The sequence below is a fragment of the Lutimaribacter saemankumensis genome (genome assembly GCF_900100005.1).
GTDB classification, from domain to species: domain Bacteria; phylum Pseudomonadota; class Alphaproteobacteria; order Rhodobacterales; family Rhodobacteraceae; genus Lutimaribacter; species Lutimaribacter saemankumensis.
The window spans coordinates 260,590-287,463 of sequence record NZ_FNEB01000003.1 but is presented as its reverse complement, the minus strand read 5'-3'; the positions used below and the strand labels follow the sequence as shown (position 1 = coordinate 287,463).

21 protein-coding genes and 2 tRNA genes are annotated in these 26,874 nt (G+C 65.8%); 9 read left to right on the top strand and 14 right to left on the bottom strand.

What is annotated here, in order from left to right:
- Positions 1-17 precede the first annotated feature (17 nt).
- Entirely contained in the window at positions 18-1,187 is a 1,170-nt protein-coding gene (gene ftsW, locus BLT50_RS08640) for a putative lipid II flippase FtsW (protein ID WP_090028256.1), read from the bottom strand.
- Positions 1,188-1,379: 192 nt separating this feature from the next.
- Here ftsW and BLT50_RS08635 point away from each other — a divergent pair, with 192 nt between their 5' ends.
- Complete coding sequence (locus BLT50_RS08635) at positions 1,380-2,264, top strand: DMT family transporter (RefSeq protein WP_090028255.1); 885 nt, start codon at positions 1,380-1,382, stop codon at positions 2,262-2,264.
- A gap of 39 nt (positions 2,265-2,303) precedes the next feature.
- The gene (locus BLT50_RS08630) at positions 2,304-3,482 is read left to right on the top strand and encodes a BaiN/RdsA family NAD(P)/FAD-dependent oxidoreductase (protein WP_090028254.1); all 1,179 of its coding nucleotides are present in this window, start codon (positions 2,304-2,306) and stop codon (positions 3,480-3,482) included.
- A gap of 208 nt (positions 3,483-3,690) precedes the next feature.
- Here the strand turns inward: BLT50_RS08630 and murD are convergent, their stop codons facing one another.
- From murD to BLT50_RS08580, 10 genes are all read right to left on the bottom strand, one after another.
- Positions 3,691-5,094, bottom strand: coding sequence for a UDP-N-acetylmuramoyl-L-alanine--D-glutamate ligase (murD, locus tag BLT50_RS08625; protein WP_090028253.1), 1,404 nt, complete (start codon positions 5,092-5,094; stop codon positions 3,691-3,693).
- 82 nt (positions 5,095-5,176) lie between these two features.
- Positions 5,177-6,400 carry a Coenzyme F420 hydrogenase/dehydrogenase, beta subunit C-terminal domain gene (locus BLT50_RS08620; protein ID WP_090028252.1) on the bottom strand — a complete coding sequence of 408 codons (1,224 nt, stop codon included), beginning with the start codon at positions 6,398-6,400 and terminating at the stop codon, positions 5,177-5,179.
- 164 nt (positions 6,401-6,564) lie between these two features.
- On the bottom strand, positions 6,565-7,647 hold the full coding sequence (gene mraY / locus BLT50_RS08615; protein ID WP_090028251.1) for a phospho-N-acetylmuramoyl-pentapeptide-transferase: 1,083 nt from the start codon (positions 7,645-7,647) through the stop codon (positions 6,565-6,567).
- A gap of 13 nt (positions 7,648-7,660) precedes the next feature.
- Positions 7,661-9,103 carry a UDP-N-acetylmuramoyl-tripeptide--D-alanyl-D-alanine ligase gene (locus tag BLT50_RS08610; protein WP_090028250.1) on the bottom strand — a complete coding sequence of 481 codons (1,443 nt, stop codon included), beginning with the start codon at positions 9,101-9,103 and terminating at the stop codon, positions 7,661-7,663.
- Complete coding sequence (locus tag BLT50_RS08605) at positions 9,100-10,602, bottom strand: UDP-N-acetylmuramoyl-L-alanyl-D-glutamate--2,6-diaminopimelate ligase (protein ID WP_090028249.1); 1,503 nt, start codon at positions 10,600-10,602, stop codon at positions 9,100-9,102. The genes BLT50_RS08610 and BLT50_RS08605 overlap by 4 nt, the downstream gene beginning before the upstream one ends.
- A 16-nt stretch (positions 10,603-10,618) precedes the next feature.
- On the bottom strand, positions 10,619-12,409 hold the full coding sequence (locus tag BLT50_RS08600) for a peptidoglycan D,D-transpeptidase FtsI family protein (protein ID WP_090028248.1): 1,791 nt from the start codon (positions 12,407-12,409) through the stop codon (positions 10,619-10,621).
- Positions 12,406-12,765, bottom strand: a complete 360-nt coding sequence (gene ftsL, locus BLT50_RS08595) for a cell division protein FtsL (RefSeq protein WP_175491432.1) — start codon at positions 12,763-12,765, stop codon at positions 12,406-12,408. Before ftsL ends, BLT50_RS08600 begins: the two co-directional genes overlap by 4 nt.
- A gap of 2 nt (positions 12,766-12,767) precedes the next feature.
- Positions 12,768-13,760: a 16S rRNA (cytosine(1402)-N(4))-methyltransferase RsmH gene (gene rsmH / locus BLT50_RS08590; RefSeq protein ID WP_090028246.1), complete on the bottom strand. Its 993-nt coding sequence runs from the start codon at positions 13,758-13,760 to the stop codon at positions 12,768-12,770.
- A gap of 4 nt (positions 13,761-13,764) precedes the next feature.
- Complete coding sequence (gene mraZ / locus BLT50_RS08585; protein WP_090028245.1) at positions 13,765-14,268, bottom strand: division/cell wall cluster transcriptional repressor MraZ; 504 nt, start codon at positions 14,266-14,268, stop codon at positions 13,765-13,767.
- Positions 14,269-14,987: 719 nt separating this feature from the next.
- Complete coding sequence (locus BLT50_RS08580; RefSeq protein ID WP_090028244.1) at positions 14,988-16,064, bottom strand: Mrp/NBP35 family ATP-binding protein; 1,077 nt, start codon at positions 16,062-16,064, stop codon at positions 14,988-14,990.
- Positions 16,065-16,314: 250 nt separating this feature from the next.
- Here BLT50_RS08580 and BLT50_RS08575 point away from each other — a divergent pair, with 250 nt between their 5' ends.
- Positions 16,315-16,530 (top strand): DUF1127 domain-containing protein, encoded by a 216-nt coding sequence (locus tag BLT50_RS08575; RefSeq protein ID WP_090028243.1) that lies wholly within the window; start codon positions 16,315-16,317, stop codon positions 16,528-16,530.
- Between the two features lie 348 nt (positions 16,531-16,878).
- On the opposite strand, the gene BLT50_RS08570 is transcribed toward BLT50_RS08575, so the two are convergent.
- A complete protein-coding gene (locus BLT50_RS08570) occupies positions 16,879-19,227 on the bottom strand; it encodes an ATP-dependent helicase (protein WP_090028242.1) in 2,349 nt (782 codons plus the stop codon).
- 176 nt (positions 19,228-19,403) lie between these two features.
- Here BLT50_RS08570 and BLT50_RS08565 point away from each other — a divergent pair, with 176 nt between their 5' ends.
- Both BLT50_RS08565 and BLT50_RS08560 read left to right on the top strand, forming a co-directional pair.
- Positions 19,404-20,540: an alpha-hydroxy acid oxidase gene (locus BLT50_RS08565; RefSeq protein WP_090028241.1), complete on the top strand. Its 1,137-nt coding sequence runs from the start codon at positions 19,404-19,406 to the stop codon at positions 20,538-20,540.
- A gap of 141 nt (positions 20,541-20,681) precedes the next feature.
- Positions 20,682-24,122 carry a pyruvate carboxylase gene (locus BLT50_RS08560; RefSeq protein ID WP_090028346.1) on the top strand — a complete coding sequence of 1,147 codons (3,441 nt, stop codon included), beginning with the start codon at positions 20,682-20,684 and terminating at the stop codon, positions 24,120-24,122.
- A gap of 274 nt (positions 24,123-24,396) precedes the next feature.
- On the opposite strand, the gene BLT50_RS08555 is transcribed toward BLT50_RS08560, so the two are convergent.
- Positions 24,397-24,762, bottom strand: a complete 366-nt coding sequence (locus BLT50_RS08555) for a hypothetical protein (RefSeq protein ID WP_139170496.1) — start codon at positions 24,760-24,762, stop codon at positions 24,397-24,399.
- Between the two features lie 60 nt (positions 24,763-24,822).
- On the opposite strand from BLT50_RS08555, the gene BLT50_RS08550 reads away from it, so the two are divergent.
- The 4 genes from BLT50_RS08550 to hisH all read left to right on the top strand — a co-directional run bounded on the left by BLT50_RS08550 (position 24,823) and on the right by hisH (position 26,416).
- Positions 24,823-24,897: transfer RNA gene (locus BLT50_RS08550), tRNA-Gly, on the top strand.
- 61 nt (positions 24,898-24,958) lie between these two features.
- Positions 24,959-25,033 (top strand) — tRNA-Gly (locus BLT50_RS08545).
- Between the two features lie 154 nt (positions 25,034-25,187).
- Positions 25,188-25,775, top strand: coding sequence for an imidazoleglycerol-phosphate dehydratase HisB (gene hisB, locus BLT50_RS08540; protein ID WP_090028239.1), 588 nt, complete (start codon positions 25,188-25,190; stop codon positions 25,773-25,775).
- A gap of 2 nt (positions 25,776-25,777) precedes the next feature.
- Positions 25,778-26,416, top strand: coding sequence for an imidazole glycerol phosphate synthase subunit HisH (gene hisH, locus BLT50_RS08535; protein WP_090028238.1), 639 nt, complete (start codon positions 25,778-25,780; stop codon positions 26,414-26,416).
- Positions 26,417-26,425: 9 nt separating this feature from the next.
- On the opposite strand, the gene BLT50_RS08530 is transcribed toward hisH, so the two are convergent.
- Positions 26,426-26,860 carry a VOC family protein gene (locus BLT50_RS08530; RefSeq protein WP_090028237.1) on the bottom strand — a complete coding sequence of 145 codons (435 nt, stop codon included), beginning with the start codon at positions 26,858-26,860 and terminating at the stop codon, positions 26,426-26,428.
- Positions 26,861-26,874 lie beyond the last annotated feature (14 nt).

Genomic DNA, 26,874 nt, shown 5'->3' with positions numbered 1-26,874 from the left:
ACAACCGCGCCCCGGCCTCAGCGGCTCCGACCGCCGCGCAGGATGTCGCCGATCTCGCCCTGCGGACGGGTGCGGGTAAAGGCCAACAGCATCCCCACCGCGATGCCCCCCGCGATCAGGGACGAGCCGCCATAGCTCACGAATGGCAGCGTCATGCCCTTGGCCGGCAACAGCCGCACCGCGACACCCATGTTGATCATCGCCTGCACGCCGAACATCGCCGCAAGGCCGGTGCCTGCCAGCCGGATGAACGGATCGCGTTCATGCATCAGCCGCAAAAGCGAGCGCACGACGACGCTGGTGTAAAGCGCGATGATCACCAGAACCAGGATCAGCCCGTATTCCTCGGCCGCGACCGCGATGATGAAATCGGTATGCGCATCGGGCAGCGACCACTTCACCTGCCCCTCACCCACGCCGACACCGAAAAAACCGCCCTCGCGGATGGCGTTGGTGGCATAGCCCAGCTGCGTCGTGGGATCGACATCGGGCGTCAGGAACCCGTCGATCCGGCGCGCGAAATGTTCCGAATTGTTGTAGGCCAGCGTGCCCACCATCACCACGCCCGCCGCCATGGCGACCAGCAGCAGCATCGGCGCGCCCGCGACGAACCACATCACGCCCCAGCCGAACAGCACCAGGCTCGCCTGTCCGAAATCGGGCTGCATCGCCAGCATCGCCACGATCACCATCGTCATGCCGAACGACCAAAGCCGCCCCGGCGGGCCGTTGATCTCCTGCGCGGCGGCCATCATCCAGGCGGCCACCACGACGAAACCGGGTTTCAGGAATTCCGACGGCTGCAAAGACGCAAATCCCAGCGAATACCACCGCACCGCGCCTTTGCCGAAATCGGTGCCGAAAAACGGCAGCAGCGCCAGTGCGACAAAGGCCGCAACGAAGCCCAGAACCGCCAGCCGCCGCACCAGCGTGGGCGACATCATCGAGGTGACAAGCATCGCCATCAGGGCCAGCCCGCCGAAAAACGCCTGGCGCTGCACGTAGTGGAACGCCTCGAACCCGTTCTTGGCCGCCAGCGGCGGCGAGGCCGCAAGCCCCAGCAAGATCCCGATCCCGAACAGGATCAGAATGCAGGACATCGTCCACTTGTCCACGGTCCGCCACCACTTGGGGAGAACCGGTTCGCCGTCCCGCACGGGGACCGCGCCATAGACCATTTCCGTCATGGGTGCACCGCTCGCTGCCTCATGTTCGCCCCTTTGCGGGGTCTGATGGTCGCACGATAGCCGGATTTGCCCCCGCTGGCCAGTGCTTTGAATGCCCGATTGCGCCCTGTTGCGCGTCGGGAACGGAACAGACGCCGCGCCTGGCGCCGCACACCATGCCGCCGACAGGCAACGGCAAGGGACGACGGGCGGATGGGATACGCGGCAGGTGCGGCGCTGGTGGCGGTGGCCGCGCTCTTGTGGTCGATGATGGGCCTGGCGATCCGCAACATCGAGGTCGCCGGAACCTGGGCAATCCTGTTCTGGCGGTCGGCCGCGATGGTGCCTGTGCTTTTGACATTCGTGGCCCTGCGCGGCCGGCGCCCCCTGGGTGCCGCGCTGCGCGACACCGGGCGGGCCGGGCTGATCGGCGGCGCGGGCCTCGTGCTGGCCTTTGCCGGGGCGATCTTCGCGATTCAGTCGACCACGGTCGCCAACGCGGTGTTCCTGTTCTCCGCCGCCCCCTTCCTGGCCGCGGGGCTGGGCTGGGCGCTGCTGGGTGAACGGGTGCGCGCGACCACATGGGCCGCGATGTGCGTGGCGCTGTTCGGCCTTCTGGTGATGGTGCGCGAAGGGCTGGCGCTTGGGGCGCTGGCCGGCAACCTCGCGGCGCTGGGATCGGCGCTCGGCTTTGCGATCTTCACCCTGGCGCTGCGCTGGGGCCGGCTGGGCAACATGATGCCCGCCGTCGCCATCGGCGGCGCGCTGTCGATGGCGGTGGCGCTGATCATGCTGGCGGTCACCGGACAGCCGCTTTGGGTGCCCCTGCCCGACATACTGGTGTCGATGCTGATGGGCGCGGGCCTCCTGGCGGTCGGCATGGCGCTTTACACCATCGGCAGCCAGGTCGTGCCGGCCGCCGACCTCACGCTGATCAGCATGATCGAAGTGATGCTCGCCCCGGTCTGGGTCTGGCTGTTTCTCGGCGAAGAGGCCAGTTCCGCCACGCTCTGGGGCGGCGTGATCATCCTGTGCGCGGTCACGCTGAACGCGCTTGGGGGGATGCGGCGCAAACCCGCCTTGCCGCCAATCGCCTGACCCCTTGCCAAACGCCCGCCATTGGGGCACCTGCCCCCCATGCAGGTAAACACGCTCATTCTTGGTGCCGGGGCCGCGGGCCTGATGTGCGCCGCCCATGCCGGGCCGGGCGCGCTGGTGATCGACCACGCCCGCGCGCCGGGCGAAAAAATCCGCATCTCGGGCGGCGGGCGGTGCAATTTCACCAACCTGCATTGCGACCCGTCCGCATTCCTGGGCGCGAACCCGCATTTCCCGAAATCGGCCCTGGCGCGGTATACCCAGTGGGATTTCATCGACCTGGTCGACCGCCACCGCATCGCCTGGCACGAGAAAACGCTGGGCCAGCTTTTCTGCGACGACAGCGCGCGGCAGATCGTGCGGATGCTGATGGACGAGGCCACGGGCGCAGGCGCGGACCTGTGGCTGGAAACCTCGCTTGCCGACCTGTCCCATGACGGCAGCCGGTTCACCGCCACGCTCGACCGGCAGGGAAAGCGTCAGCGCATCGAGGCGCGCAACCTCGTCGTCGCCACCGGCGGCAAGTCGATCCCGAAAATGGGTGCCACGGGGATGGCCTATGACATCGCGCGCCAGTTCGGCCACGCGGTCACCGAAACGCGTCCCGCGCTGGTGCCCTTCACATTTTCGGACACGCCGTTCAAACCGCTGGCCGGCACCGCGGTGCCGGTGCGCGCCACAGCCGGCGCGGGCAGTTTCGACGAGGCCGCGCTGTTCACCCATCGCGGGCTGTCCGGCCCCGCCATCCTGCAGATCAGTTCCTACTGGCACGAAGGCGACGAGATCGTTCTGAACCTCGATCCCGGCGGGCAGCTTTTCGATACCTTGCGCACCGAGCGGCAATCGCAGGGGCGGCGCAACCTGACCACCGTGCTGGGCCAGCACCTGCCCGCCCGGCTGGTCGACTTCCTTGCCCCGACGCTGGGCCTGTCGGGAAATCTTGCCGATCAGTCCGACGCCCGCCTGGCCGAGATCGTGGGCGCGCTTGGCGACTGGCACCTCAAGCCAACCGCGACCGAAGGCTACCGCACCGCCGAGGTCACGCTGGGCGGCGTGGCGACCGACAGGCTCGACAGCCGCAGCATGATGTCACGCGATATGCCGGGGCTCTATTTCATCGGAGAGGCGGTGGACGTGACCGGCTGGCTGGGCGGCTACAATTTCCAGTGGGCGTGGTCCTCGGGCGTGGCCGCGGGGCGGGCCATCGCCGCGGGTTAACGACCGCGCGGTATCGCGCCGATACCGCGCGGTTTTTGCCCATGGCCCCCGATTTCGGGGCCGAACACCGCGTCGGGTGCATTTTTCCATTCAGGTTTCGTTAACGAATACGCGGCCAGACCCCTGAATCGTGTCGATTCCCGTAACCTTTCGTCAGGAACTGCGCGGTTCCCGGGCCGGATCGCGCGGTTAACGCGGCGCGCGCGCCCTATTGGCCCAGTTCGGCCCGGACACAGGCGATGAAATCCTCGCCCCGTTTTTCGAAATTGTCATACTGGTCGAAACTCGCCGCCGCAGGCGCCAGCAGCACCACCTCGCCGGGTTGCGCATCGGCAATTGCAGCCTTCACAGCGCGGGCCATCGTGGTGCAGATCTCGGCCTCGACACCGGGCAGTTGCATGGCGAAAGACGCCGCCTCGCGCCCGATGACATAGGCCTTGGCGACATGTGGCAGACCCGGCGCCAGCGCAGCCAGCCCGCCCTCTTTCTCAAGCCCCCCGCAGATCCAGCGGATACGGTCGAAGGCCAGCAGCGCCTTGAGCGCGGAATCCACGTTCGTCGCCTTGGAATCGTTGACGAATTGCACGCCGTTCACCTCGGCGATCAGCTGGCTGCGATGCGGCAGCCCGCCATAGGAATGCAGCCCCTGCTCGATCACCTTGGGCGCCACGCCCATGCAGCGCAGAACCGCGTAGGCGGCGCAGGCGTTCTGGTGGTTGTGCGCCCCGGGCAACCCCTTGATCCCGCGCAGGTCGATCGAGGCGACCTGCCGCCCCTTGCGCCATTCCGCCAAAAAACCCTTGCGGGCGAAGACCTGCCAGCCAGGCCCCGACAGCTTGCGCGCGGCACTGACGCGGATCACCCGGTCATCGCCCGGCCCCTCGGACAGCTGGTTGGCAAGGTACTGGCCCTCGATCTCGTCCACACCCACGATCGCCCGGTCCGGCCCACCCTCGGCGAACAGGCGGCGCTTGGCGGCAAAGTATCCGCCCATGCCGCCGTGCCGATCCAGGTGATCGGGCGAAAGGTTTGTAAACACGGCAAAATCCGGGGTCAGCGCGCGGGCCAGATCGGTCTGGTAGCTGGACAGTTCCAGCACCACGGCGCCGCCATCCCCGGGCATGTCGATATCCAGAACGCCGCGCCCGATATTGCCCGCAAGCTCGCTGTCGCGGCCCGCCTCCTGCAGCAGGTGATGGATCAGCGCGGCGGTGGTCGATTTGCCGTTCGACCCGGTCACCGCGATCACCCGCGGCGGGCTGTCGAACCGGTCGAACCCCGCAGCGGCGAAGGACCGGAAAAACAGGCCGATATCGTTGTCCACGGGAACCCCCGCCTCCCACGCGGCGGCGATCACGGGGTTTGGTTCGGGGTAGAGATGCGGAATGCCGGGGCTTACGATGAGGCTTGCCACATCGTCGAAGGCGCCCGCGCGCGACAGGTCGCGGATGGCGTAGCCCTGCGCCTCGGCAGAGGCGCGCGCGGCGGGGTTGTCGTCCCAGCAGACGGCCGTCGCGCCACCCGCCTGCAGCGCACGCGCCGCCGACAGGCCCGACCGCCCAAGCCCCAGAACCGCAACCGTTTGCCCTTCGACCCCCTGCACCGGTATCATCACGCGCCCCCATGTTTTGCGTTGCCGGAATCGCTAGCCTATCGCGGCGCGCAAGGCCAGAGGCGCCGGGCAAAAGGGCGGATCAGTCCCGCCGCTCGTCCGCGCCGGGAACAAGGCCATAGCGCGCGGCCACCCGCCAGACATGGGCGGGCACCATGTTCTTGATCCGGGCGGGATGCGCACGGCGCAGATGCAGGATGGTTTCGATCGCCTTCATCTCGACCCGCGCCCGCGCGAATTCCAGCCCGCGCGGGCCGGTGCGCGGCTGCAGCCACGCCACGATCGGGCGCACCCAATCGGGCATGCGCCGCAGCGGCAAGCCGCCCGCCGCGCGTTCGGTATTGGCCAGAAACCCTTGGACCGCCGCATCCCGCCTGCCCTTGTCGGTCAATGGCCGCGTGGCCACACGATCCCCCAGCGCCTTCAGCATTTCGGCGCCGCGCGCATTGCGCACGATCAGCCATTGATCGCCGTCGCCGGCCATATACCCCACGGTGATGTCTGCCAGCCGGTTGGTGTAATCCACGCAGGTCTTGCAGGTCATCGGAAAGAAATCCGCCGGCAGGTCGGAAATCGGCAGTTTCAGGAACGGGATGAACCGCGGCTTGCGCCCATCGTCAAAGCGCAGCTCGACCCGGTAATCGGCGCGGAATTCCAGGTAGCTGACGGTCTCGGGGTGCTCGTCCAGCAGTGCCAGGAAATCGTGGAACCGCGCGGTCGTCGTGTTGTCGGAACAGGGCGTGCCGATGACGTAAAGCCGTTCGAGCCCCAGTTCGGCCTCGATGGCGCGCAATGCGTAGACCTGGCAGGGGATGCCCACCACGGCCAGCCGCCGGTAGCCGGCCGCGCGGGCGGGCTCCAGCAGCGCCAGCAAGGGGCCGAACCCCATGCGCATGCCGCGGCAATCGGCCATCGCCTCGGGGTCGGTCACGATCACCGGGCGCGGGGCCCACCGGTCGGCCGGATCGGGCGCCGTGGCCAGCACCGCATCGACCGCGCCGCTGCGCAAAAGCTCTGCCGCCAGCGCGGTGGTCAGCCCGGTCCATTGCGCGCCCGGCGCGGGCGGGGCCAGACGGGCCCGCAGCATGGTTTGGGTGACGCCAAAGAACGCCTCGTCCCCTTCGCCGCCACCGGCACGGCCATGCACGCGCGACTCCAGCCCTTCGTAATCGGGTTGGATGAACTGGCAGGCCCGGCCGCAGGCCTTGCCATCGCCCATGCGCGACACGCCGCAATCGGTACAAAGCCCGGTGCGCGGCGCACCGGAGAGCGGCGGGGCGGTCAGGCCCTTGGGTGTGTCGAACATCGGCGGCCTCTGGCATCGACTGGAGATATGTCAACTATAGTTGACACTCTACCTTTTGACCAGAGAACAGTTCCGGGATCTTCCTCTTGCCGGGACTACCCTGCAGGGCGGCCCCGGGTCCGGCCCGAGATGCCTTTTGCGCGCGGAACGCGCGCAGCCAATGGTTACCGGACCTTGAGGGTGGCAAGGCCGATCATCGCCAGGATCAGCGCGATGATCCAGAACCGGATCACGATCTGCGGTTCGGACCAGCCCTTTTTCTCGTAGTGGTGATGGATCGGGGCCATCAGGAACACCCGCTTGCCGGTGCGCTTGAAATAGGCGACCTGGATGATCACGCTCAGCGCCTCGACCACGAACAGCCCGCCGACGATGGCCAGCACGATCTCGTGCTTGGTGGCCACGGCGATCGCGCCCAGCGCGCCGCCAAGGGCCAGGCTGCCTGTATCGCCCATGAACACGGCCGCGGGCGGGGCGTTGTACCACAGAAACCCAAGCCCCCCGCCGATCAGACCCGCAACGAAGACCAGGATTTCCCCGGTCCCCGGCACGTAATGCACATCGAGGTAGTCGGTAAAGTCGACGCGCCCCACCGCATAGGCGATGATCCCGAACGTGCCCGCCGCGATCATCACCGGCATGATCGCCAGACCGTCCAGGCCATCGGTCAGGTTCACCGCATTGGCCGCGCCGACGATCACGATCATCGCGAAAGGCACGAAGAAAAAGCCCAGATACAGCAGCGTTTCCTTGAACACCGGAAAGGCAAGGTAGTTCGACAGCGGATCGGGGTGATACATCGCCGCCCACCAGCCCGCGATGGCCGCGATCAGAAAGCCCAGCCCCAGCCGGACCTTGCCCGACACGCCCTTTGTGTTCTGCTTGCTGACCTTGGCGTAATCGTCGGCAAAGCCGATCAGCCCATAGCTCATGGTCACGAACAGCACCATCCACACGAAGGGATTGTCGAGCCGCGCCCAGAGCAGCGTCGAGGTCAACAGCGCCCCCACGATCAGCAGACCGCCCATTGTCGGGGTGCCGGCCTTGGCGAAATGCCCCTCGGGGCCGTCATCTCGGATCGGCTGGCCCTTGCCCTGACGCTTGCGCAGCACGTTGATCAGCGGCCGGCCGAACAGGAAACCGAACAACAGCGCAGTCAGGAACGCGCCGCCCGAGCGGAAGGTGATATAACGAAAGAGGTTGAAGAAATCGCCCCCGTCCGACAGCTCGGTCAACCAATACAGCATACAGCCAGCCCCTTCATTCCGATGACCGCGGGCTTTGGCCCAGTTTGCGCAGCGCGTCAACAACAAGCGACACGCGGCTGCCCTTGGAGCCCTTGACCAGCACCACGTCGCCCGCATCGATCAGGTGCGGCGCGCGGGTGACCATCTTTTCGGCGTCGTCCACCCATTCGCCGCGCAGGCGCTCGGGCAGCGCGGCATGAAGGTGGTGCATCCGGGGGCCCACGCAATGCACGCGGTCGAGCTGGGCCATCCAGGGCAGCGCGGCCAGTTCCGCATGCATCGCGATTTCGTCGGGGCCCAGTTCCAGCATGTCGCCCAGGATCGCGATGCGCCGTCCGCGCGCCACCCGGCCCTTGCCGTCATCGGTGCGCGCCGCGGCCAGCACCTCGAGAGCGGCGGCGATCGAGGTCGGGTTGGCGTTGAAGGCGTCGTCGATCAGCTCGAACGTCTGGTCGTCCTCGACCGGATCGAGCGAGATGCGTTCGCGCGCGCCGCGCCCGGCGGGCGGCGCCCAGTGGCCGATATCGGTGGCCGCCAGCCCGGCATCCAGCCCCAGCGCATCGACCACGGCGATCACGCCCATGCCATTGACGGCGAAATGACGGCCCGCGGCCATGACCTTGAACAACACCGGCATGTCGCCTGCCTGCCCCTGCACCACGGTCGTCGTATCGACCAGCGTGATCTTTTCGGCGCGGTGATCGTTCTGCGGCCCCTCGCCGAACAGCGATACGCGCGCGCCATGTGCGCGGGCGCGGTCCTGCAGGATGTGGCTGGTTTCGATATCGCCGTTCAGCACCGCCACGCCGCCAGGTTCCAGCCCGTCGGCGATGCTGGCCTTTTCGTGCGCGATGCCATCGAGGCTTTCAAAGGCTTCCAGATGCGCCGCCGCCACGGTGGTGATCATCACCACATGCGGCCGCGCGAGTTTCGACAGCGGGGCGATTTCGCCGGGGTGGTTCATGCCGATCTCGATCACCGCGAATTCGGTGTCGGCGGGCATCCGTGCCAGCGTCAGCGGCACACCCCAGTGATTGTTGTAGGACGCTTCGGCCGCATGGGTGCGGCCCTGCCCCGACAGCACGGTGCGCAGCATTTCCTTGGTCGAGGTCTTGCCGACCGACCCGGTGATGCCGATCACCCGTGCATCCGAGCGCGCGCGCGCAGCGCGGCCCAGGTCTTCGAGCGCGGCCAGAACGTCGGGCACGATCAGCAGCGGCGCATCGGCGGCGACACCCTCGGGCACACGCGACACCAGCGCAGCGGCGGCCCCTTTTTCCAGCGCCTGGGCCACGAAATCATGCCCGTCCCGCGCCGCCTTGAGCGCGACGAACAGATTGCCGGGCCGGATCGTGCGGGTGTCGATCGAAACACCGCTTGCCTGCCAGTCGGCCGTGGCTTTGCCTCCGGTTGCCGTGGCAGCCTCGGTCGCGGTCCAGAGCGGTGTCGCGGTCATGGCATCCTCCCGTCGAGCGCGGCCACGGCGACGCTGGCCTGTTCGGCATCGTTGAAGGGATAGACCGTGTCACCCACGACCTGACCGGTTTCGTGCCCCTTGCCGCAGACCAGCAACGCATCGCCGGGCTGCAGGGCGTCGACGCCGCGAAGGATCGCCTCGGCGCGGTCGCCCACTTCGACGGCGTAGTCGGCCCCGCCCGCGGAAATCACCCCCTCCATTACCGCGGCACGGATGGCGGCGGGGTCTTCGCTGCGGGGGTTGTCGTCGGTGACGATCACGAGATCGGCGTTTTCGGCGGCGGCGCGCCCCATCAGCGGGCGCTTGGTGGTGTCGCGGTCGCCGCCTGCGCCGACAATGGCGATCAGCCGGCCCATCACATGCGGGCGCAGCGCCCGGATCGCGGTCGAAACCGCGTCGGGCGTGTGGGCGTAGTCGACAAACACAGCCGCCCCGTTGCCGCGCGTGGCGGCAAGCTGCATCCGCCCCGGCACCGTTTCCAGTTGCGGCAGCACGTTGAACACGGCCTCGGGTTCGGCCCCCGCCGCGATCACCAGACCGGCGGCGATGGCCACGTTTTCCGCCTGGAAGCCGCCAATCAGCGGCAGGCGCAGCAGATGCACATCGCCCTGCCAGGCAAAGCGGAGCTGCTGGCCCGTGGCGTCGAACCGCTGGGCCTGCAATTCCAGATCCATGCCCGGCTGGCGGCCGACGCGGATGACCTGCTGGCCGCGATCCTCGGAGATGCGGGCCATGTCGGGGCCGCGCGGGTCGTCCATGTTGATCACGGCGGTGCCGTCCTCGGGCAGCACGCGGTCGAACAACTCGGCCTTGGCGGCGAAATAGGCATCGAGCGTGGCGTGATAGTCCAGATGGTCCTGGCTGAAATTCGTGAAGCCCGCCGCGCGCAGGTGCACGCCGTCAAGCCGCCGCTGATCGAGCCCGTGGCTCGACGCCTCCATCGCGGCATGGGTGATGCCGGCGGCGGCGCATTGCGCCAGCGTACGGTGCAACGTGATCGGGTCGGGCGTGGTATGCGCCAGCGGTGCGGCATAGGCGCCTTCGACGCCAGTCGTGCCGAGGTTGACGGCCTCGTATCCCAGCGCGATCCAGATCTGGCGGGTGAAGGTGGCGACGGATGTCTTGCCGTTGGTGCCGGTGACGGCGACCATCGTGGAAGGCTGCGCGCCGAACCAAAGCGCGGCGGTATAGGCCAACGCCTGGCGCGGGTCTTCGGCGACGATCAGGGCGGCATCGTGTTCGTCGATTTCGCGCGCGGCGATACGGGCGCCCTCGGCATCGGTCAGCACGGCGACCGCCCCCATCCGCAACGCGTACTGGATGAATTCGCCCCCATGCACGCGGCTGCCGGGCATGGCGGCGAAAAGGTAGCCCTCTTTGACTTCGCGGCTGTCCACGGCAAGGCCGGTGATCGCCACGTCGCGTCCGCCGGCGGCGGTCAGTCCCAGCTCTGCCAGTGTCTTTGTCTGCCCGCCCATAGGTGCCCTGCCCGATCTACTGCGATGAAGATGTGAGCGTTATATCAGCGAGCGTGCCGGGTTCAATCTCGGGGCGCAGACCCAGAAGGGGCGCGATGCGGCGGATCATTTCGGCGGCCACGGGCACCGCCGTCCAGCCGGCGGTGCGGCGCGGTTCGTCGCCGCTGGTTTCGACCGGTTCGTCCAGCGTGACGATCAGCACGTATTTCGGGTCATGCGCGGGGAACATCGACGCGAAGGTCGCGATCACCTTGTCGTCGTAGTACCCGCCCCCGCGTTCCTTGGGCTTGTCGGCTGTCCCGGTCTTTCCGGCCACGGCATAGCCCGGAACCTCGCCAAAGCTGGCGGTGCCCTCGGTCACGACCTTGCGCAGCATCTCGCGGCTGGTGGCGGCGACCTGCTTCGACATCACGCGCGGACCGTATTGCGGCCCCTCCTGCTTGAGCAGCGTGGGCGCGACATAGGTGCCGCCATTGGCAATCGCGGCATAGCCCGCGGCCAGGTGCAGCGGCGTGGCCGACAGGCCGTGACCATAGGAAATCGTCATCGTGCTGAGCTCGGACCAGTTCGGCGGCAACAGCGGCCGCCCACCCGACGCTTCGACCATCTCGAGCGGGATCGGCTCGAAAAAGCCGAGGTTGCGCAGAAATTCCTGCTGCCGCTCGACCCCGATCATCTGCGCGATCCGCGCGGTGCCGATATTCGACGATTTGACGATCACCTTGGTGGTGGTCAGTTCCGGCCCGTAATTGTGGAAGTCGCGGATACGGTGCTTGCCCCAGCGCAGCGGGCCCTTGGTGTCGATCATGGTCGACGCATTGACCAGGCCCAGCTCCATCGCCTGGGCGACGGTGAATATCTTGAAGGTCGATCCCAGTTCATAGACGCCCTGCACCGCGCGGTTGAACAGCGGGCTGTCGCTGGGGTTGCCTTCGGTCGGCGGACGGGGTCGGTCGTTCGGGTCGAAATCGGGCAGGCTGACAAGGCTGATCACCTCGCCGGTATGCACGTCCATCAGCACCGCCGCCGCGCCCTTGGCGTTCATCAGGCGCATACCGCCGTAAAGAACCTGCTCGGCCGCCGCCTGCACCGAAAGATCCAGCGACAGTTCGAGCGGCTGCCCGCCGCGCGCGGGATCGCGCAGCAGCGCATCGAAGTTCTTTTCGATGCCCGCAACGCCGATCACTTCGGCCGCGTGCACGCCTTCGCGGCCAAAACTGGCGCCGCCAAGGACATGCGCGGCCAGCTTGCCATTGGGGTAGAGGCGCATTTCGCGTGGGCCGAACAGCAGGCCCGGCTCGCCGATGTCATGCACGGCCTGCTTTTGTTCGGGGCTGAGTTTCTTCTTTATCCACAGGAACTTGCGCTTGCCCGTGAAGTCCTCGACAAGGTCGGTTTCGTCGAGATCGGGAAAGATGCCGGCCAGGGCCCGCGCCGCGCGCTCGGGGTCGACCATCTGCGGCGGCTGGGCGTAAAGCGAATAGGTATCGAGGTTGGTTGCCAGCACACGGCCCTTGCGGTCGACGATATCGGCGCGCTGCGCGATGATCGTGGCGCCGGCGGCGCTGGCGCGGGGTTCTGACGGCTCGGTCGAGGCGAGATGCCCCATCCGCGCCCCCACGACCGAGAAGGCGCAGAAGAACGCAAGGCCCAGAACCAGCAGCCGCCCTTCGGCGCGGCGGCGGGCGCGGTCGCGCATTTCCTCGTGCCGGAGGCGGATATTCTCGCGTTCGATGGCGTCGGGGTTTTCGCCTTTCTGACGCGCGTCGAGGATGCGCGCCAGCGGGCGCAGCGGTGTACGGATCATTCCCCGGCCTCCGTCGCGTTCATGGCCGAGGACACCTCGACCGGGTTGATGACGGGCAAAAGCCCCTCGTCCTGCGGATAGGGCACCTGGTCCACACGGCCGAACTGTTCGGGCATGAAGGGCAGAAGGCCCAGATTGTCGAAATTCAGCGTCGCCAGTTCCCGCAGGCGGTCGGGACGGTTGAGATAGGCCCATTCCGCGCGCAGCACGGCAAGGCGGGCGCGGGCCTCGGCGATGTCGCTCTGCAACGCTTCGCTTTTGGCGAGCGCCTCCTGCGTCTTGTAATTCTCGTGATAGGCCCAGAAGGCCAGGCCGATCACGGCGCAGGCGGTCAGGATTGTCAGGATCGAACGCATGATCAGTGCTCTCCCTTCAATTGCGGCAGACCCAGCGCCTTTCGGTCACCGGGTTTTGGGGCGGCGTCGGTGCGGATGCCCACGCGCAGTTTGGCGCTGCGGGCGCGGGGGTTTTCGTCAAGCTCCTGCGCGTCGGGGCCGATGGCCTTTTTCGTAGGCAGGGTGAATTGGGGCGCGGCCTCTTCGATTTGGGGCGCATAGCGGTTCGCACGGCCGCCCCCGCCGGACCGGTCGGTGAAAAAGCGTTTCACGATCCGGTCCTCGATCGAATGAAAGGTGACGACGGCAAGCTTGCCGCCGGGCCGGAGCGCGCGTTCGGCGGCCTCGAGTCCCGCGACAAGTTCGCCGTATTCGTCGTTCACTGCCACGCGCAGTGCCTGGAAGGTGCGCGTCGCCGGATGGCTCTGGCCCGGTTTCTGGCGCGGCAGGCAGCCTTCGACGATTTCGGCCAGTTGCAGCGTGCGGGTGATCGGCGCCCCGGCGCGGGCGCGCAGGATCGCGCGGGCGATGCGGCGGCTGGCGCGTTCTTCGCCATAGTGGAACAGGATGTCGGCCAGTTCGGCCTCGCCCGCCTCGTTCACGATATCGGCGGCGCTGCGGCCCTGCTGGCTCATGCGCATGTCGAGAGGGCCGTCCTTCATGAAGGAAAACCCGCGCTCGGCGAGGTCGAGCTGCATCGACGACACCCCGATATCCAGAACCACGCCGTCCAGATCCTGCGCGTATTCGTCGAGCCGGGAAAACACGCCTTCGACCATTTCGATACGGTCGCCATACTGGTCGGCCCAGCCCGCCGCCATCTCGAAGGCAAGAGGGTCGCGATCCACGGCGATCACGCGGTCGGCCCCGGCATCCAGCAGCGCGCGGGTATAACCGCCCGCGCCGAATGTGCCGTCGAGCCAGGTGCCCGTGACGGGCGCAATCGCCTGCAGCAATGGCCGCAATAGAACGGGGATGTGCGGGGCGGGATCGGCGGGTGCGGCAGCAGCAGACATCGGCCTACTCCGCCCTGTTCCCGTCAAGAAAGACCAGCGGGTCCGTATCCTCGGGCAGGTCGTCCAGCCAGGCCTCGGTCTTGGCCAGTTCCTCCGCCTCGTATGTTTCGGGCTTCCAGATCTGGAACGTGTCACCCGACGCGATAAAGAACGCCTCGCCGTCGATCCCGATCTTCTGGCGCAGCTTCGACGACAGCACGATCCGGCCGGTCTCATCTACCCTGGCGGGTTCCGACAAGCCGCTGAACAGCCGCTCGAGCATCCGCCGCTCCATCGAGCCACGGGGAAGCGCGGCGATCTTTTCATCGACCTCTTCGATCGCTTCCATCGTATAGCATTCAAGGTACTTGCGGCGGTGGTCGCCGTAGACGATCACGAATTCCGGGCTGAGCCCATCTGTCCAGTTCGGATCGCCGGCCTCCAGAACACGGCGAAAAGAGGCCGGAATCGACACCCGCCCCTTGCTGTCCACCTTGTGGTGGCTCTCGCCTCTGAACCTGCGAACCACTGTCCCGTGATCCTCTCACTTGCCCCCGGTTGTTGCAGCAACTGGCCCCTTGGAAACGAAACGGCGGATTGAGCTGCTGCCACTGCCCAATCCGCCGCCCTCGTCCCGACTTGCGGGGTGTCCGACTGCGCGCGCCACCTGGGGGGATGTCTGCTCGCTCACGCGCCGGATCTCTTCGTTTCGATGAAGGGGGGGGTGCCTGTATGAAACCTGACTTGGGTCTTTGTTCGGGGTCTTGCTGCCCCTCTTTGTTCCCGTCCTCATCGTGTGAATAAGGGATGACATGGGAATTCATGGAAATCAACAGGAATTTGCCCACCAGACGCACATCATCTTGTTCGGGCGCCCCCTGAAAAACAACATATAGTCGCGATTTCGGGCAAATGGACACCGCATATGGGATAAATATGAATGGGCGGCACTATATCTAGCAGTCTTGGGCGCGTTAAAAACTTTCCCCTGATTTCCCATGAATTATGCAAGAGAGGGCAAAGCACGCGCCTATTCGCACGGGGAAAGGCCGATTTCCACCTTGTTTATGCGAGAATCACGGCTGCGTGATTCGTCTGCAACGGTTGTGAAGCAGGGGCTGCCCATGATTTCCCATGGCACATCCCATGATTTCCCGTGGCAGGCCCATACCGCCCCTGCGACCGGGCAAAAACAAACCCGCCGCGCGGTGGCGCGGCGGGTCTGTGCATTGTTCGCGAAAGGATCGGTCAGGCGATGCCACCCTCGATCAGGCCGCGGGCAAGCCGTGCGTAGGCGTCGGCGACCTCACCTTCGCCCGCGGCGACGGGCGTACCGCCATCGCCTGCCAGACGGGTATCAAGGTCGATCGGCAGTTGCGCCAGCAGCGGCACGTCCATTTTCTCGGCCTCGGCCCTCACACCGCCATGCCCGAAGATATGCGCCTCGTGCCCGCAATTGGGACAGATGAATACCGACATGTTCTCGATCAGGCCCAGGATCGGGGTCTTGAGCGTGTTGAACATGTCGATCGCCTTGCGCGCATCCAGCAGCGCCACGTCCTGCGGCGTCGACACCACGATGGCACCGTCCAGCGCCGCGCGCTGGCACAGCGTCAACTGAACGTCCCCCGTACCAGGCGGCAGATCGACGATCAGGATATCCAGGTCACCCCATTCGACCTGCCCCAACATCTGCTGCAACGCCCCCATGAGCATCGGGCCACGCCAAACCACCGCCTTGTCCGGGTCGAGCATCAGCCCGATCGACATCATAGTGACTCCATGGGCGGTCAGCGGGATGATCGTCTTGCCATCGGGGCTGGCGGGGCGTTTGGAAACGCCCATCATGCGCGGCTGGCTCGGGCCGTATATATCGGCGTCGAGCAAGCCGACCCGCCTACCCTGCTTCGCCAGCGCCACGGCCAGGTTCGACGAAACGGTGGATTTGCCGACCCCGCCCTTTCCCGAGGCGATCGCAACGATACGCTTGACCCCGGCCGGCTTCATCGGGCCGGCCTGCGGCTTGGGATGTCCGCCGATCTTTAGGCTGGGCGCCGCCCGCTGCGGCTGTTGTGCCGGGCCATGCGCAGTAAGCGCGACCGAAACGGACCCGACACCAGGCAAGCGCCCGACCATCTGTTCAGCAGCGGCCCGCACCGGTTCCATCGCGCGGGCGGCATCGGGGCTGGGCGCCTCGATCACGAATCGCACGGCATCGCCATCGACCGTCAGCGCCCGCACCATGTCGCGCGAAACCAGATCACCGCCATCCGGCAGGCGCAGATCCGCCAGGGCCCGTTCCACCGCCTCTTTTGTCACTGCCATCGGTCATGCCTCCTTTTTCACGTCATAGGTGGCAGATTTGGGCGGCATGACAACCCCCGCCGCGCCACCGGTTTTCAACATGCCCGATAATGCACCATTCCGGCCCGAAAAAAGGGCAGTATTGCTTATGCATTTTCTGCATAGCAGCATTGCGCAGGAAGTTATTGTGCACCCGCAGCATTTTCCTAAGTATGGGTCACAAGCAAGGCGCATCGGCGCCGGATCGAGACAGAACGCAAGGACCACGAAGATGGCTTTCGCAAGTGACATTCAGAACTCTGCCCGCACCCTGGTGCGCCCGGGCTTTTTCGCAGACCTGCAAGAGCGTTTCGCGCGCTACCGCCTGTATCGCCAGACGGTGAACGAACTGAGCGCGCTGAGCGGCCGCGACCTGGCCGACCTGGGCATCTGCCGCGCGCAGATCCGTGCCCGCGCCTACGAAGTCGCCTACGGCGATCAGGCATAAAGAATACATGGTTCAGATGATCCTCTCCTCCTCCCTGGGTCATCTGTGAACTGGCGGCGGCGTCTTCCTCCTCCCTGACGTCGCCGCACCTTAACACCGGCCCGAGCGGGCCAAGCGATACGAAACCTCCTCTCCTCCTCCCTGGGGGTTTCGTTGAAAGGCCGGCGGCACCCTCTCCTCCTCCCTGGGTGCCGCCGAGCGTCATACCGGTCCGATCGGGCCAAACGAATACGGGCGTGTTCCTCCTCCTCCCTGAACGCGCACGTTGACCAAGCGGCGGCACCCCTCCTCCTCCCTAGGGTGCCGCCGTTTCTTTTTCCGGCAATGTTCAGAATTCAGGCCGTTCGCTCAGAACGGGATGTCGTCGGCGCCCATCACGAATTTCGCCACGACCTTTTTGACCCCGGCCTTTTCAAAGGCGATTTCCAGCTTGTCGCCTTCGATCGCCTCGATCCGGCCATAGCCGAATTTTTGATGGAACACGCGCTCGCCCACCGTGTGCGCGCTGACGGCCTGCGCGTCGATCACGGCATGGCGGGTTTCCGAGGGTTGGCTGACAGGCCGGTGATCGCGCCGGGCCTGCAGGCGTTTCCAGCCGGGCGAGTTGTAGACATTGGCCTCGGCCACGCGATTCTCGATGGTCGAGGTGCCGCCCATGCCGGCCGCGCCATAGCCACCGCCATAAAGGCCCGGCGGTGTCAGCACCTCGACATGGGCCTCGGGCAATTCGTCGATGAAGCGGCTGGGCATCTGGCTTTGCCACTGGCCGAACACCCGGCGGTTCCCGGCAAACGAGATCGTGCACAGCTCTTCGGCGCGCGTGATCCCGACATAGGCCAGGCGGCGTTCTTCCTCGACCCCCTTGAGGCCGCTTTCATCCATGCTGCGCTGTGACGGGAAAAGCCCGTCCTCCCATCCCGGCAGGAAGACGGCGGGAAATTCCAGACCCTTGGCCGCGTGCAGCGTCATGATCGACACTTTCTGCCCGCCATCGTCGGATTCGTTGTCCATCACCAGGCTGACATGTTCCAGGAAGCCTTGCAGGTTCTCGAACTCCTCGAGGTGGTTGACCAATTCCTTTAGGTTTTCCAGCCGCCCCGGCGCCTCGGGCGTCTTGTCGTTCTGCCACATCTCGGTATAGCCGGATTCGTCCAGGATGATCCCTGCCAGCTCGGTGTGATCGACATCCTTGTCGCCCGCCATCCGGCCCCAGCGCGCGATGTTGTCGACAAGGAACGAAAGTTGCGCCGCGCCCTTGCCGGTCAGGCGCTTTTCCTCGACGGCGATGCGGGCCCCTTCGACAAGGTTGACGCCGTATTCGCGCGCGGTGCGCTGGATCGTCTGCTGTGCCTTGTCGCCAAGGCCGCGCTTGGGCGTGTTGACGATACGTTCAAAGGCCAGGTCGTCATCGGGGCTGACGACGGTGCGGAAATAGGCCATCGCATCGCGAATCTCCATCCGCTCGTAGAACCGCGGCCCGCCGATCACGCGATAGGGCAGCCCGATGGTCAGAAACCGGTCCTCGAAGGCGCGCATCTGGTGGCTGGCGCGCACCAGGATTGCGATTTCGTCCAGCCCGAACGGCCGCATGCTGCGGGTGCCGCCCTGCATCGCCTCGATCTCTTCGCCGATCCAGCGGGCCTCTTCCTCGCCGTCCCAATGACCGATCAGCCGGACCTTTTCGCCCTCCTGCGCCTCGGTCCAGAGCTCCTTGCCCAGCCGGCCCTCGTTGCCGCGGATGACACCCGAAGCGGCGGCCAGGATATGCGGGGTCGAGCGGTAGTTCTGTTCCAGCCGCACCACCTGAGCGCCGGGAAAATCCTTTTCGAAGCGCAGGATGTTGCCCACCTCGGCGCCACGCCAGCCATAGATCGACTGATCGTCGTCGCCGACGCAGCAGATATTCTTGTGCCCACCCGCCAGCAGGCGCAGCCACATGTACTGCGCCACGTTGGTGTCCTGGTATTCGTCCACCAGGATGTAGCGGAACCAGCGGCGGTATTGCTCCAGCACGTCGTCATGGGTCTGGAATATGGTGACCACATGCACCAGCAGGTCGCCGAAATCGACGGCGTTCAGTTCCTTCAGCCGGGTCTGATACTGGGCATAGAGCTCGACCCCGCGGTTGTTGTAGGCGCCCGCCTCACCCGCGGGCACCTTGTCGGGGGTCCAGCAGCGGTTCTTCCACTGGTCGATGATCCCCAGCAGCATCCGCGCCGGCCAGCGCTTGTCGTCGATATTCGCCGCCTGCACCAGTTGCTTGAGCAGGCGTAGCTGATCATCGGTATCGAGAATCGTGAAGTTAGTCTTCAGCCCCACCAGCTCGGCATGGCGGCGCAGCAGCTTGACGCAGATCGAATGGAAGGTGCCCAACCAGGGCATGCCTTCGATCTGCTGGCCCAGCAGGCGACCCACCCTGTCCTTCATCTCGCGCGCGGCCTTGTTGGTAAAGGTCACCGCCAGGATCTCGTTGGGGCGCGCGCGGCCGGTGTTCAGAAGATGCACGATCCGCGTCGTCAACGCCTTGGTCTTGCCGGTGCCAGCGCCCGCCAGCATCAGCACAGGGCCATCCAGCGCCTCGACCGCCTGGCGCTGCGCCGGGTTCAGTTCGTCCAGGTAGGGCGCACCACGCGCGGCCATCGCCCGCGCCGACAGCGACGCCCCTTCGAACGCATCCATTTCGTCAAAACTGCTCATGGCTGTGACAATAGCGCCCCGCGCCCGCGAATTAAAGATATGTTCAGCAATTGTTCCGCTTTCTCTTTCCGAAAATATCCCGGGGGAGCGCGAGGGGGCTGGCCCCCTCGCCCCCGCGCGCGGCCAAGCGCACCACCGCACTGGACAAACGCGCCGCGCCGCGCCCAAATGCGTGCATGGACCTGATGTCACGCTACCCCGGTCTGGACGACCTCAAACGCCGAGCCAAAAGGCGCTTGCCGAAATTCGTCTGGGAATATCTCGACAGTGCGACCGGCACCGAGGCGACCAAGCAGCGCAACCGCGCGGCGCTGGACGCGATCCTGATGCGCCCGTCGATCCTGCACGGGCCGCTGGAATACGACACTTCGACGACTTTGATGGGGGATACCTATGCCCTGCCCTTCGGTGTGGCACCGGTTGGCATGTCGGGTCTGATATGGCCGGATGCCGAGCGCCTGCTGGCGCGGGCGGCCACGCGCGCGGGCATCCCCTATTGCCTGTCGACGGTGGCCTGCAAGACGCCCGAACAGGTGGGGCCGCTGACCGGGGGCAAGGGCTGGTTCCAGCTATACCCGCCGAAAGACCCCGAGATTCGCCGCGACATGGTGGCGCGCGCCCGCGATGCCGGGTTCCGCACGCTGGTGCTGACGGTGGACCTGCCCGCCCCTTCGCGGCGTGAACGGCAGACGCGCTCGGGCATCACGCAACCGCCGCGCCTGACCCCGCGCCTGCTGACGCAGATCGCGATGCGGCCGGAATGGGCGCTGGCCACCGCTCTGCATGGCCGGCCACGCATGCCGACCATCGCCAAATACGCGCCGGACACGCCCGGCATGCACCCGACCGAGCATATCGGCTATATCCTGCGCACCTCGCCGCAATGGGATTACGTGCACTGGCTGCGCGATCACTGGGACGGCCCCTTCGTCGTCAAGGGCGTGATGGAGCCCGAAGATGCCGCCAAGCTGGAACAGGCGGGCATCGACGGTATCTGGGTGTCGAACCACGCTGGCCGGCAGTTCGACGCGGCCCTCGCCAGCATCGAAGTTCTGCCCGCGATCCGGGCGGCCACGTCGCTGCCTATCATCTTCGACAGCGGTGTCGGCGGGGGGCTCGATATCCTGCGCGCCCTGGCGCTGGGGGCGGACATGGTGATGATGGGCCGCGCCTGGCATTATGCGCTTGCGGCATTGGGCCGCGACGGGCCGGCGCATCTGATCGAGATGCTGAAACTGGATATCGAGGCGAATATGGGCCAGATCGGCACACGCAGCTTCGATCAACTGCCCGAGCGGCTGATCCGCGCCTGACATTTCGGGCGCGTGTCAAACCTGTCGTGAAATGTTACAGAATTCTTACGGCCAAGAAGGCCGCAGGTCTTGCGCTGCATTGCGGCATGACGCTAGCAATGCGCAACCCTACGTCAGGTGACGGTGCAAAAGGAGCTGCCTATGACCGAGTTCAAGAAAATTCTCGTGGCCAACCGGGGCGAAATCGCCATCCGCGTGATGCGCGCGGCCAACGAGATGGGCAAGCGAACGGTCGCCGTCTTTGCCGAGGAAGACAAGCTGGGCCTGCATCGGTTCAAGGCTGACGAGGCGTATCGCATCGGCGCGGGGCTGGGGCCGGTGGCCGCGTATCTGTCGATCGACGAAATCATCCGCGTGGCAAAGGAATCCGGCGCCGACGCGATCCATCCCGGCTATGGCCTGCTGTCGGAAAACCCCGATTTCGTCGATGCCTGCGCTGCTGCCGGCATCACCTTCATCGGGCCCAGGGCCGAAACGATGCGCGCGCTTGGCGACAAGGCCAGCGCCCGCAAGGTCGCGATTGCGGCCGGCGTGCCGGTGATCCCGGCCACGGACGTTCTGGGCGACGATTTCGACGCCATCGCGAAAGAGGCCGAGGAAATCGGCTATCCGCTGATGCTCAAGGCGTCCTGGGGTGGCGGCGGGCGCGGGATGCGCCCGATCAACGGCCCGAAGGAGCTGAAGGAAAAGATCCTCGAAGGCCGGCGCGAGGCAGAGGCCGCGTTCGGCAATGGCGAGGGGTATCTTGAAAAGATGATCACCCGCGCCCGCCATGTCGAGGTGCAGATCCTGGGCGACAGCCATGGCAATATCTATCACCTTTACGAACGCGACTGCTCGGTCCAGCGCCGCAACCAGAAGGTCGTGGAACGCGCCCCTGCCCCCTACCTTTCCGAAGCGCAGCGCGAAGAGCTGTGTGAACTTGGCCGCAAGATCTGCGCGCATGTGAATTACGAATGCGCCGGAACGGTCGAATTCCTGATGGATATGGAAACCGGCAATTTCTATTTCATTGAGGTAAATCCCCGCGTGCAGGTCGAACACACCGTGACCGAAGAGGTGACGGGCATCGACATCGTGCAGGCCCAGATCATGATCGCCGAAGGCAAGTCGCTGGCCGAGGCCACCGGCAAGGCGTCGCAATACGACATCCGCCTTAACGGCCACGCCCTGCAATGCCGGGTGACGACAGAAGACCCGCAAAACAACTTCATCCCCGACTACGGCCGCATCACCGCGTATCGCTCGGCCACGGGCATGGGCATCCGTCTGGATGGCGGCACGGCCTATGCGGGCGGGGTGATCACGCGTTACTATGACAGCCTGCTGACCAAGATCACCGCCTGGGCGCCGACGCCGGAAAAGGCCATCGCCCGGATGGACCGTGCGCTGCGTGAATTCCGCATCCGCGGGGTCAGCACCAACATCGCCTTTGTCGAGAACCTGCTGAAGCACCCGACCTTCCTGAACAACCAATACACCACCAAGTTCATCGACGAGACACCCGAACTGTTCCAGTTCACCAAGCGCCGCGACCGCGGCACCAAGGTGCTGACCTATATCGCGGACATCACGGTGAACGGGCATCCCGAAACCGCGGGCCGCGCCAAGCCGCCTTCCGACCTCAAAGACCCGCGCCCGCCCGCGCTGCGCGGCGATCCGGCGCCCGGCACCAAGACCCTGCTGGACGAAAAGGGTGCCAAGGCGGTGGCCGACTGGATGCTGGCGCAGGACCGTCTGCTGCTGACGGACACCACGATGCGCGACGGCCACCAGTCGCTGCTGGCCACGCGGATGCGGTCGATCGACATGATCAAGGTGGCGCCCGCCTATGCGGCGAACCTGCCGGGGCTGTTCAGCGTGGAATGCTGGGGCGGCGCGACGTTCGACGTGGCCTACCGTTTCCTGCAGGAATGCCCCTGGCAGCGCCTGCGCGACCTGCGCCGCGCGATGCCCAACCTGCTGACGCAGATGCTGCTGCGCGCCTCGAACGGTGTCGGATACACGAACTATCCCGACAACGTGGTGCAGGAATTCGTGCGGCAGGCGGCCGAAACCGGGGTGGACGTGTTCCGCGTCTTCGACAGCCTCAACTGGGTCGAGAACATGCGCGTCGCCATGGACGCGGTGATCGACAGTGGCAAGATCTGCGAAGGCACGATCTGCTATACCGGCGACATTCTCGACCCCGACCGCGCCAAGTACGACCTGAAATACTATGTCGGCATGGCCAAGGACTTGCAGGCCGCGGGCGCGCATATCCTGGGGCTGAAGGACATGGCGGGCCTGCTCAAGCCGCAGGCCGCGCGCGTTCTGGTCAAGGCGTTGAAGGACGAGTTGGACATCCCCGTGCATTTCCACACCCACGACACCGGCGGCATCGCGGGCGCGAGCATCCTGGCCGCCGCCGATGCCGGAGTGGATGCCGCAGATGCGGCGATGGACGCGTTTTCCGGCAATACCAGCCAGCCGACGCTGGGCTCGATCGTCGAGGCGCTGCGCTTTACCGAGCGCGACACAGGGCTCGACATGGAGGTGATCCGCGAAATCTCGGATTACTGGGAAGCGGTGCGCCAGCATTACGTGGCCTTCGAATCCGCGCAGCAGGCCCCCAGCTCGGAGGTGTATCTGCACGAAATGCCGGGCGGGCAGTTCACCAACCTCAAAGCGCAGGCGCGCAGCCTGGGGCTGGAAGACCGCTGGCCCGAAATCGCGCGCACCTATGCGGACGTGAACCAGATGTTCGGCGATATCGTCAAGGTCACGCCCTCGTCCAAGGTGGTGGGCGACATGGCACTGATGATGGTCAGCCAGGGCCTGACCCGCGCCGATGTCGAAGACCCGATGAAGGACGTGGCCTTCCCCGACTCGGTCGTGGACATGATGCGCGGAAACCTCGGCCAGCCGCCGGGCGGCTTTCCGAAAAAGATCCTGCGCAAGGTGCTGAAGGACGAAGACCCAAACACCGAACGCCCCGGCGCGCACCTGCCGCCCGTCGACCTCGAGGCCGCCCACAAGGAGGTCGTCGACCTGCTGGAAGGCAAGAACATAGATAACGAGGATCTTAACGGATACCTGATGTATCCCAAGGTGTTCCTCGATTACATGGGCCGCCACCGGACCTATGGCCCGGTGCGCACGCTGCCGACGCGCACGTTCTTTTACGGGATGGAACCGGGCGAAGAGATCTCGGCCGAGATCGACCCCGGCAAGATCCTGGAGATCCGGCTGCAGGCGGTGGGCGAAACCGACGAAAAGGGCGAGGTGAAGGTATTCTTCGAACTCAACGGCCAGCCCCGCTCGATCCGGGTGCCCGACCGCAAGGTCAAGTCCGAAGCCACCGCGCGGCCCAAGGCCGAGCACGGCAATCCCGCGCATGTCGGCGCGCCGATGCCCGGCGTCGTGGCCTCGGTCGCGGTCAGCGTGGGCCAGAAGGTGACCGAGGGCGACCTGCTGCTGACCATCGAGGCGATGAAGATGGAAACCGGCATCCACGCCGAACGCGATGCGGTGGTCAAGGCAATCCATGTCGCCGCGGGCAGCCAGATCGACGCCAAGGACCTGCTGATCGAGTTCGAATGACGCCGTGACGCGATGGTCTGCGCCCACGGGGCGCAGGCTGCTTATCTCGGCGCGTTCCGCGCCTCGGGCCGGGGGCGCTGCCCCCGGTCGCCCTTTCCGGGCGACTCCCCCGGGATATTTCCGGCAAGAGGAAAATCCTTTGTTAACTATCTGCGGCCAGTCTTGCAGCGCGGCACAGGCGGGGACGCCGATGGCCGTGCAAGGGGAAGATTGCGGTCTTTCCGGGGAAAGGGGCCTGGCCCCTTCCCCGTTCCCGGCGCTGTGCGGCGCTTGCTCAGCGGGCCGGCACCAGAACCGGCAGCGGACCATCGGGCCCGAAATCGACGATCACGGTAAATGCGCCCCGGTCCGACACCGGAAGGACAAGGCCGGGGATCGCGCCCGTTTCCCCCGGCCCCACCGGCAGCGGCCGCGCCAGTGGCCGCATTTCCCGACCCGGCAGCCCGATCCCCATCGCCACCACCGGCTGGGCGCCGTAATTGCTGACGATCAGCGTGATCCGCGTCTGCCCCTCGCGAAAGTCTCGATCCCGCGGGTCGACGACGACCGTTGCCAGCCCGTGACCGTCATGCGCGCCCCCCGCGCCCGGCACGACCATCGCCACGAGCCCCAGCGCAAGGATCAGATTTTTTCCGCGCATCGGCATTTTTCCTCTTGCAAGCCCGGCCCAGAATTTATACCTCCCACCTCACCCAAGGACGCGGGCGTAGCTCAGGGGTAGAGCATTACCTTGCCAAGGTAAGGGTCGTGAGTTCGAATCTCATCGCCCGCTCCATAGGGTTCCATGAATGGGCGCCGATTGCAGGCGCCTTTTTCATTCGCCGGACGGCATCCGGGCGGGCGTAGCTCAGGGGTAGAGCATTACCTTGCCAAGGTAAGGGTCGTGAGTTCGAATCTCATCGCCCGCTCCAGATGCCGACGAAAATCTCCTTCCACCACGAAGCGCCTGACACCGCCCACCTGTGGCGCGGTCGCATGGTCCGGGGTTTTTGACCACCCCGCCCCCTTTTCCCGCGCGCGCACCCCGCCTATAAGCGGCGCGAAACCAGACAAGCGAGGCCGCACATGCGCACCGCCAGCATCACCCGCAAGACCGCGGAAACGGAAATAACCGTCGAAATCGATCTCGATGGCACCGGGGCCTATGACAACCTGACCGGCGTGGGGTTCTTCGATCACATGCTGGACCAGCTTGCACGGCATGCGCTGATCGACATGCGCGTGCGCTGCAAGGGCGATCTGCATATCGACGACCACCACAGCGTCGAGGACGTGGGCATCGCGCTGGGACAGGCGCTGGCGCAGGCCCTTGGCGACAAGCGCGGCATCCGTCGCTATGGCGAATGCGCGTTGCCGATGGACGACGCACAGGTGCGTTGCGCGCTCGATCTGTCGGGGCGTCCGTACCTTGTCTGGGAAATCGAGATGCCCACGCAAAAGATCGGCACCTTCGACACCGAGCTGGTGCGCGAGTTCTTCCAGGCCTTCAGCACCCATGGCGGCATCACGCTGCACCTGCACCAGGTCTGCGGGTTCAACAGCCACCACATCGCCGAGGCCGCGTTCAAGGCGGTCGCGCGCGCGCTGCGCATGGCGGTCGAAACCGATCCGCGCAAGTCGGACGACGTGCCCTCGACCAAGGGGACGCTCTGACAGTGAGCACGGTCATCATCGATTACGAAAGCGGAAACCTCCATTCCGCAGAAAAGGCGTTTCAGCGCATGGCGTCCGAGGCGGGCGCGGGTAGCGTCACCGTGACGTCCGACCCCGAGATCGTGCGCGGGGCCGACCGGATCGTTCTGCCCGGCGACGGCGCCTTTCCAGCCTGCCGGGCGCAGCTTTTCGACCACCGGGGCCTGTTCGAGGCGATGGAAGAGGTCGTGATCACCCGCGGCAAGCCGTTCCTTGGCATCTGCATCGGAATGCAGATGCTGGCGACGCGCGGGCTGGAATACGAGGAAACGCCGGGGTTCGACTGGGTGCCCGGCACGGTGACACGTATCACCCCCGCCGATCCTGCGCTGAAAGTGCCGCATATGGGCTGGAACGACCTGGTGATCGACCGGCCGCACCCGGTTTTCGACGGGATCGAAACCGGCCAGCATGCCTACTTCGTGCATTCCTACCACATGCAGGTCGATGCCTCCGATCACCTGCTGGCCCATGTCGAATACGGCGGCCCGGTCACGGCGATGGTGGGGCGCGACAACATTGTCGGCATGCAGTTCCACCCCGAGAAAAGCCAGGCCACCGGACTGCGGATGATCGGCAACTTCCTGCGCTGGACGCCCTGAACGTTCCCCTTACCGGGACCAAAGTCGTGGTTCGGCCATTTCCACGGAGTTTCCGGCAGGATCGCGGAAATAGATCGACCGCGCGCCGTTGGGCCATTTGAAATCCGCCTCGATCTCGACCCCCGCCGCTTCGAGCCGGTCCTGCCAGGCGGTCAGGGCGGCGGTATCGACGCCGAAACAGAAATGACCAGGCCCACGCGCGCCGTGCGACGGCACGGGCATCTGCGTATTGCCGGGCGGCATTTCGGTTTCATCGGGATTGAAAATCAGCAGAACGCCAGCCCCGACACGAAAGAACACATGCCGGTCGCCCGCGCGCGTGATCTTTTCAAGGTTCAGCACACCGCCATAGAACGCCTCGGCCGCATCGAGATCGGGGGCATAAAGGGCCCCTTCGAGAATTACGTCCGGTGTCGGTGCTGCGGGCAGGTCGTTGTGGGTCATGCGATCAGACTATC

Excerpts from the sequence above, each read along its gene's own strand:
- BLT50_RS08565 (WP_090028241.1), top strand. The coding sequence starts at position 19,404 with ATGGACCTGATGTCACGCTACCCCGGTCTGGACGACCTCAAACGCCGA.
- BLT50_RS08605 (WP_090028249.1), bottom strand. The coding sequence starts at position 10,602 with ATGGGCGGGCAGACAAAGACACTGGCAGAGCTGGGACTGACCGCCGCC.
- hisB (WP_090028239.1), top strand. The coding sequence starts at position 25,188 with ATGCGCACCGCCAGCATCACCCGCAAGACCGCGGAAACGGAAATAACC.
- BLT50_RS08635 (WP_090028255.1), top strand. The coding sequence starts at position 1,380 with ATGGGATACGCGGCAGGTGCGGCGCTGGTGGCGGTGGCCGCGCTCTTG.
- ftsW (WP_090028256.1), bottom strand. The coding sequence starts at position 1,187 with ATGACGGAAATGGTCTATGGCGCGGTCCCCGTGCGGGACGGCGAACCG.
- BLT50_RS08560 (WP_090028346.1), top strand. The coding sequence starts at position 20,682 with ATGACCGAGTTCAAGAAAATTCTCGTGGCCAACCGGGGCGAAATCGCC.
- BLT50_RS08580 (WP_090028244.1), bottom strand. The coding sequence starts at position 16,064 with ATGGCAGTGACAAAAGAGGCGGTGGAACGGGCCCTGGCGGATCTGCGC.
- BLT50_RS08555 (WP_139170496.1), bottom strand. The coding sequence starts at position 24,762 with ATGCGCGGAAAAAATCTGATCCTTGCGCTGGGGCTCGTGGCGATGGTC.
- ftsL (WP_175491432.1), bottom strand. The coding sequence starts at position 12,765 with ATGCGTTCGATCCTGACAATCCTGACCGCCTGCGCCGTGATCGGCCTG.
- BLT50_RS08575 (WP_090028243.1), top strand. The coding sequence starts at position 16,315 with ATGGCTTTCGCAAGTGACATTCAGAACTCTGCCCGCACCCTGGTGCGC.
- BLT50_RS08620 (WP_090028252.1), bottom strand. The coding sequence starts at position 6,400 with ATGTTCGACACACCCAAGGGCCTGACCGCCCCGCCGCTCTCCGGTGCG.
- BLT50_RS08530 (WP_090028237.1), bottom strand. The coding sequence starts at position 26,860 with ATGACCCACAACGACCTGCCCGCAGCACCGACACCGGACGTAATTCTC.
- murD (WP_090028253.1), bottom strand. The coding sequence starts at position 5,094 with ATGATACCGGTGCAGGGGGTCGAAGGGCAAACGGTTGCGGTTCTGGGG.
- BLT50_RS08570 (WP_090028242.1), bottom strand. The coding sequence starts at position 19,227 with ATGAGCAGTTTTGACGAAATGGATGCGTTCGAAGGGGCGTCGCTGTCG.
- rsmH (WP_090028246.1), bottom strand. The coding sequence starts at position 13,760 with ATGTCTGCTGCTGCCGCACCCGCCGATCCCGCCCCGCACATCCCCGTT.
- mraY (WP_090028251.1), bottom strand. The coding sequence starts at position 7,647 with ATGCTGTATTGGTTGACCGAGCTGTCGGACGGGGGCGATTTCTTCAAC.
- BLT50_RS08610 (WP_090028250.1), bottom strand. The coding sequence starts at position 9,103 with ATGACCGCGACACCGCTCTGGACCGCGACCGAGGCTGCCACGGCAACC.
- BLT50_RS08630 (WP_090028254.1), top strand. The coding sequence starts at position 2,304 with ATGCAGGTAAACACGCTCATTCTTGGTGCCGGGGCCGCGGGCCTGATG.
- BLT50_RS08600 (WP_090028248.1), bottom strand. The coding sequence starts at position 12,409 with ATGATCCGTACACCGCTGCGCCCGCTGGCGCGCATCCTCGACGCGCGT.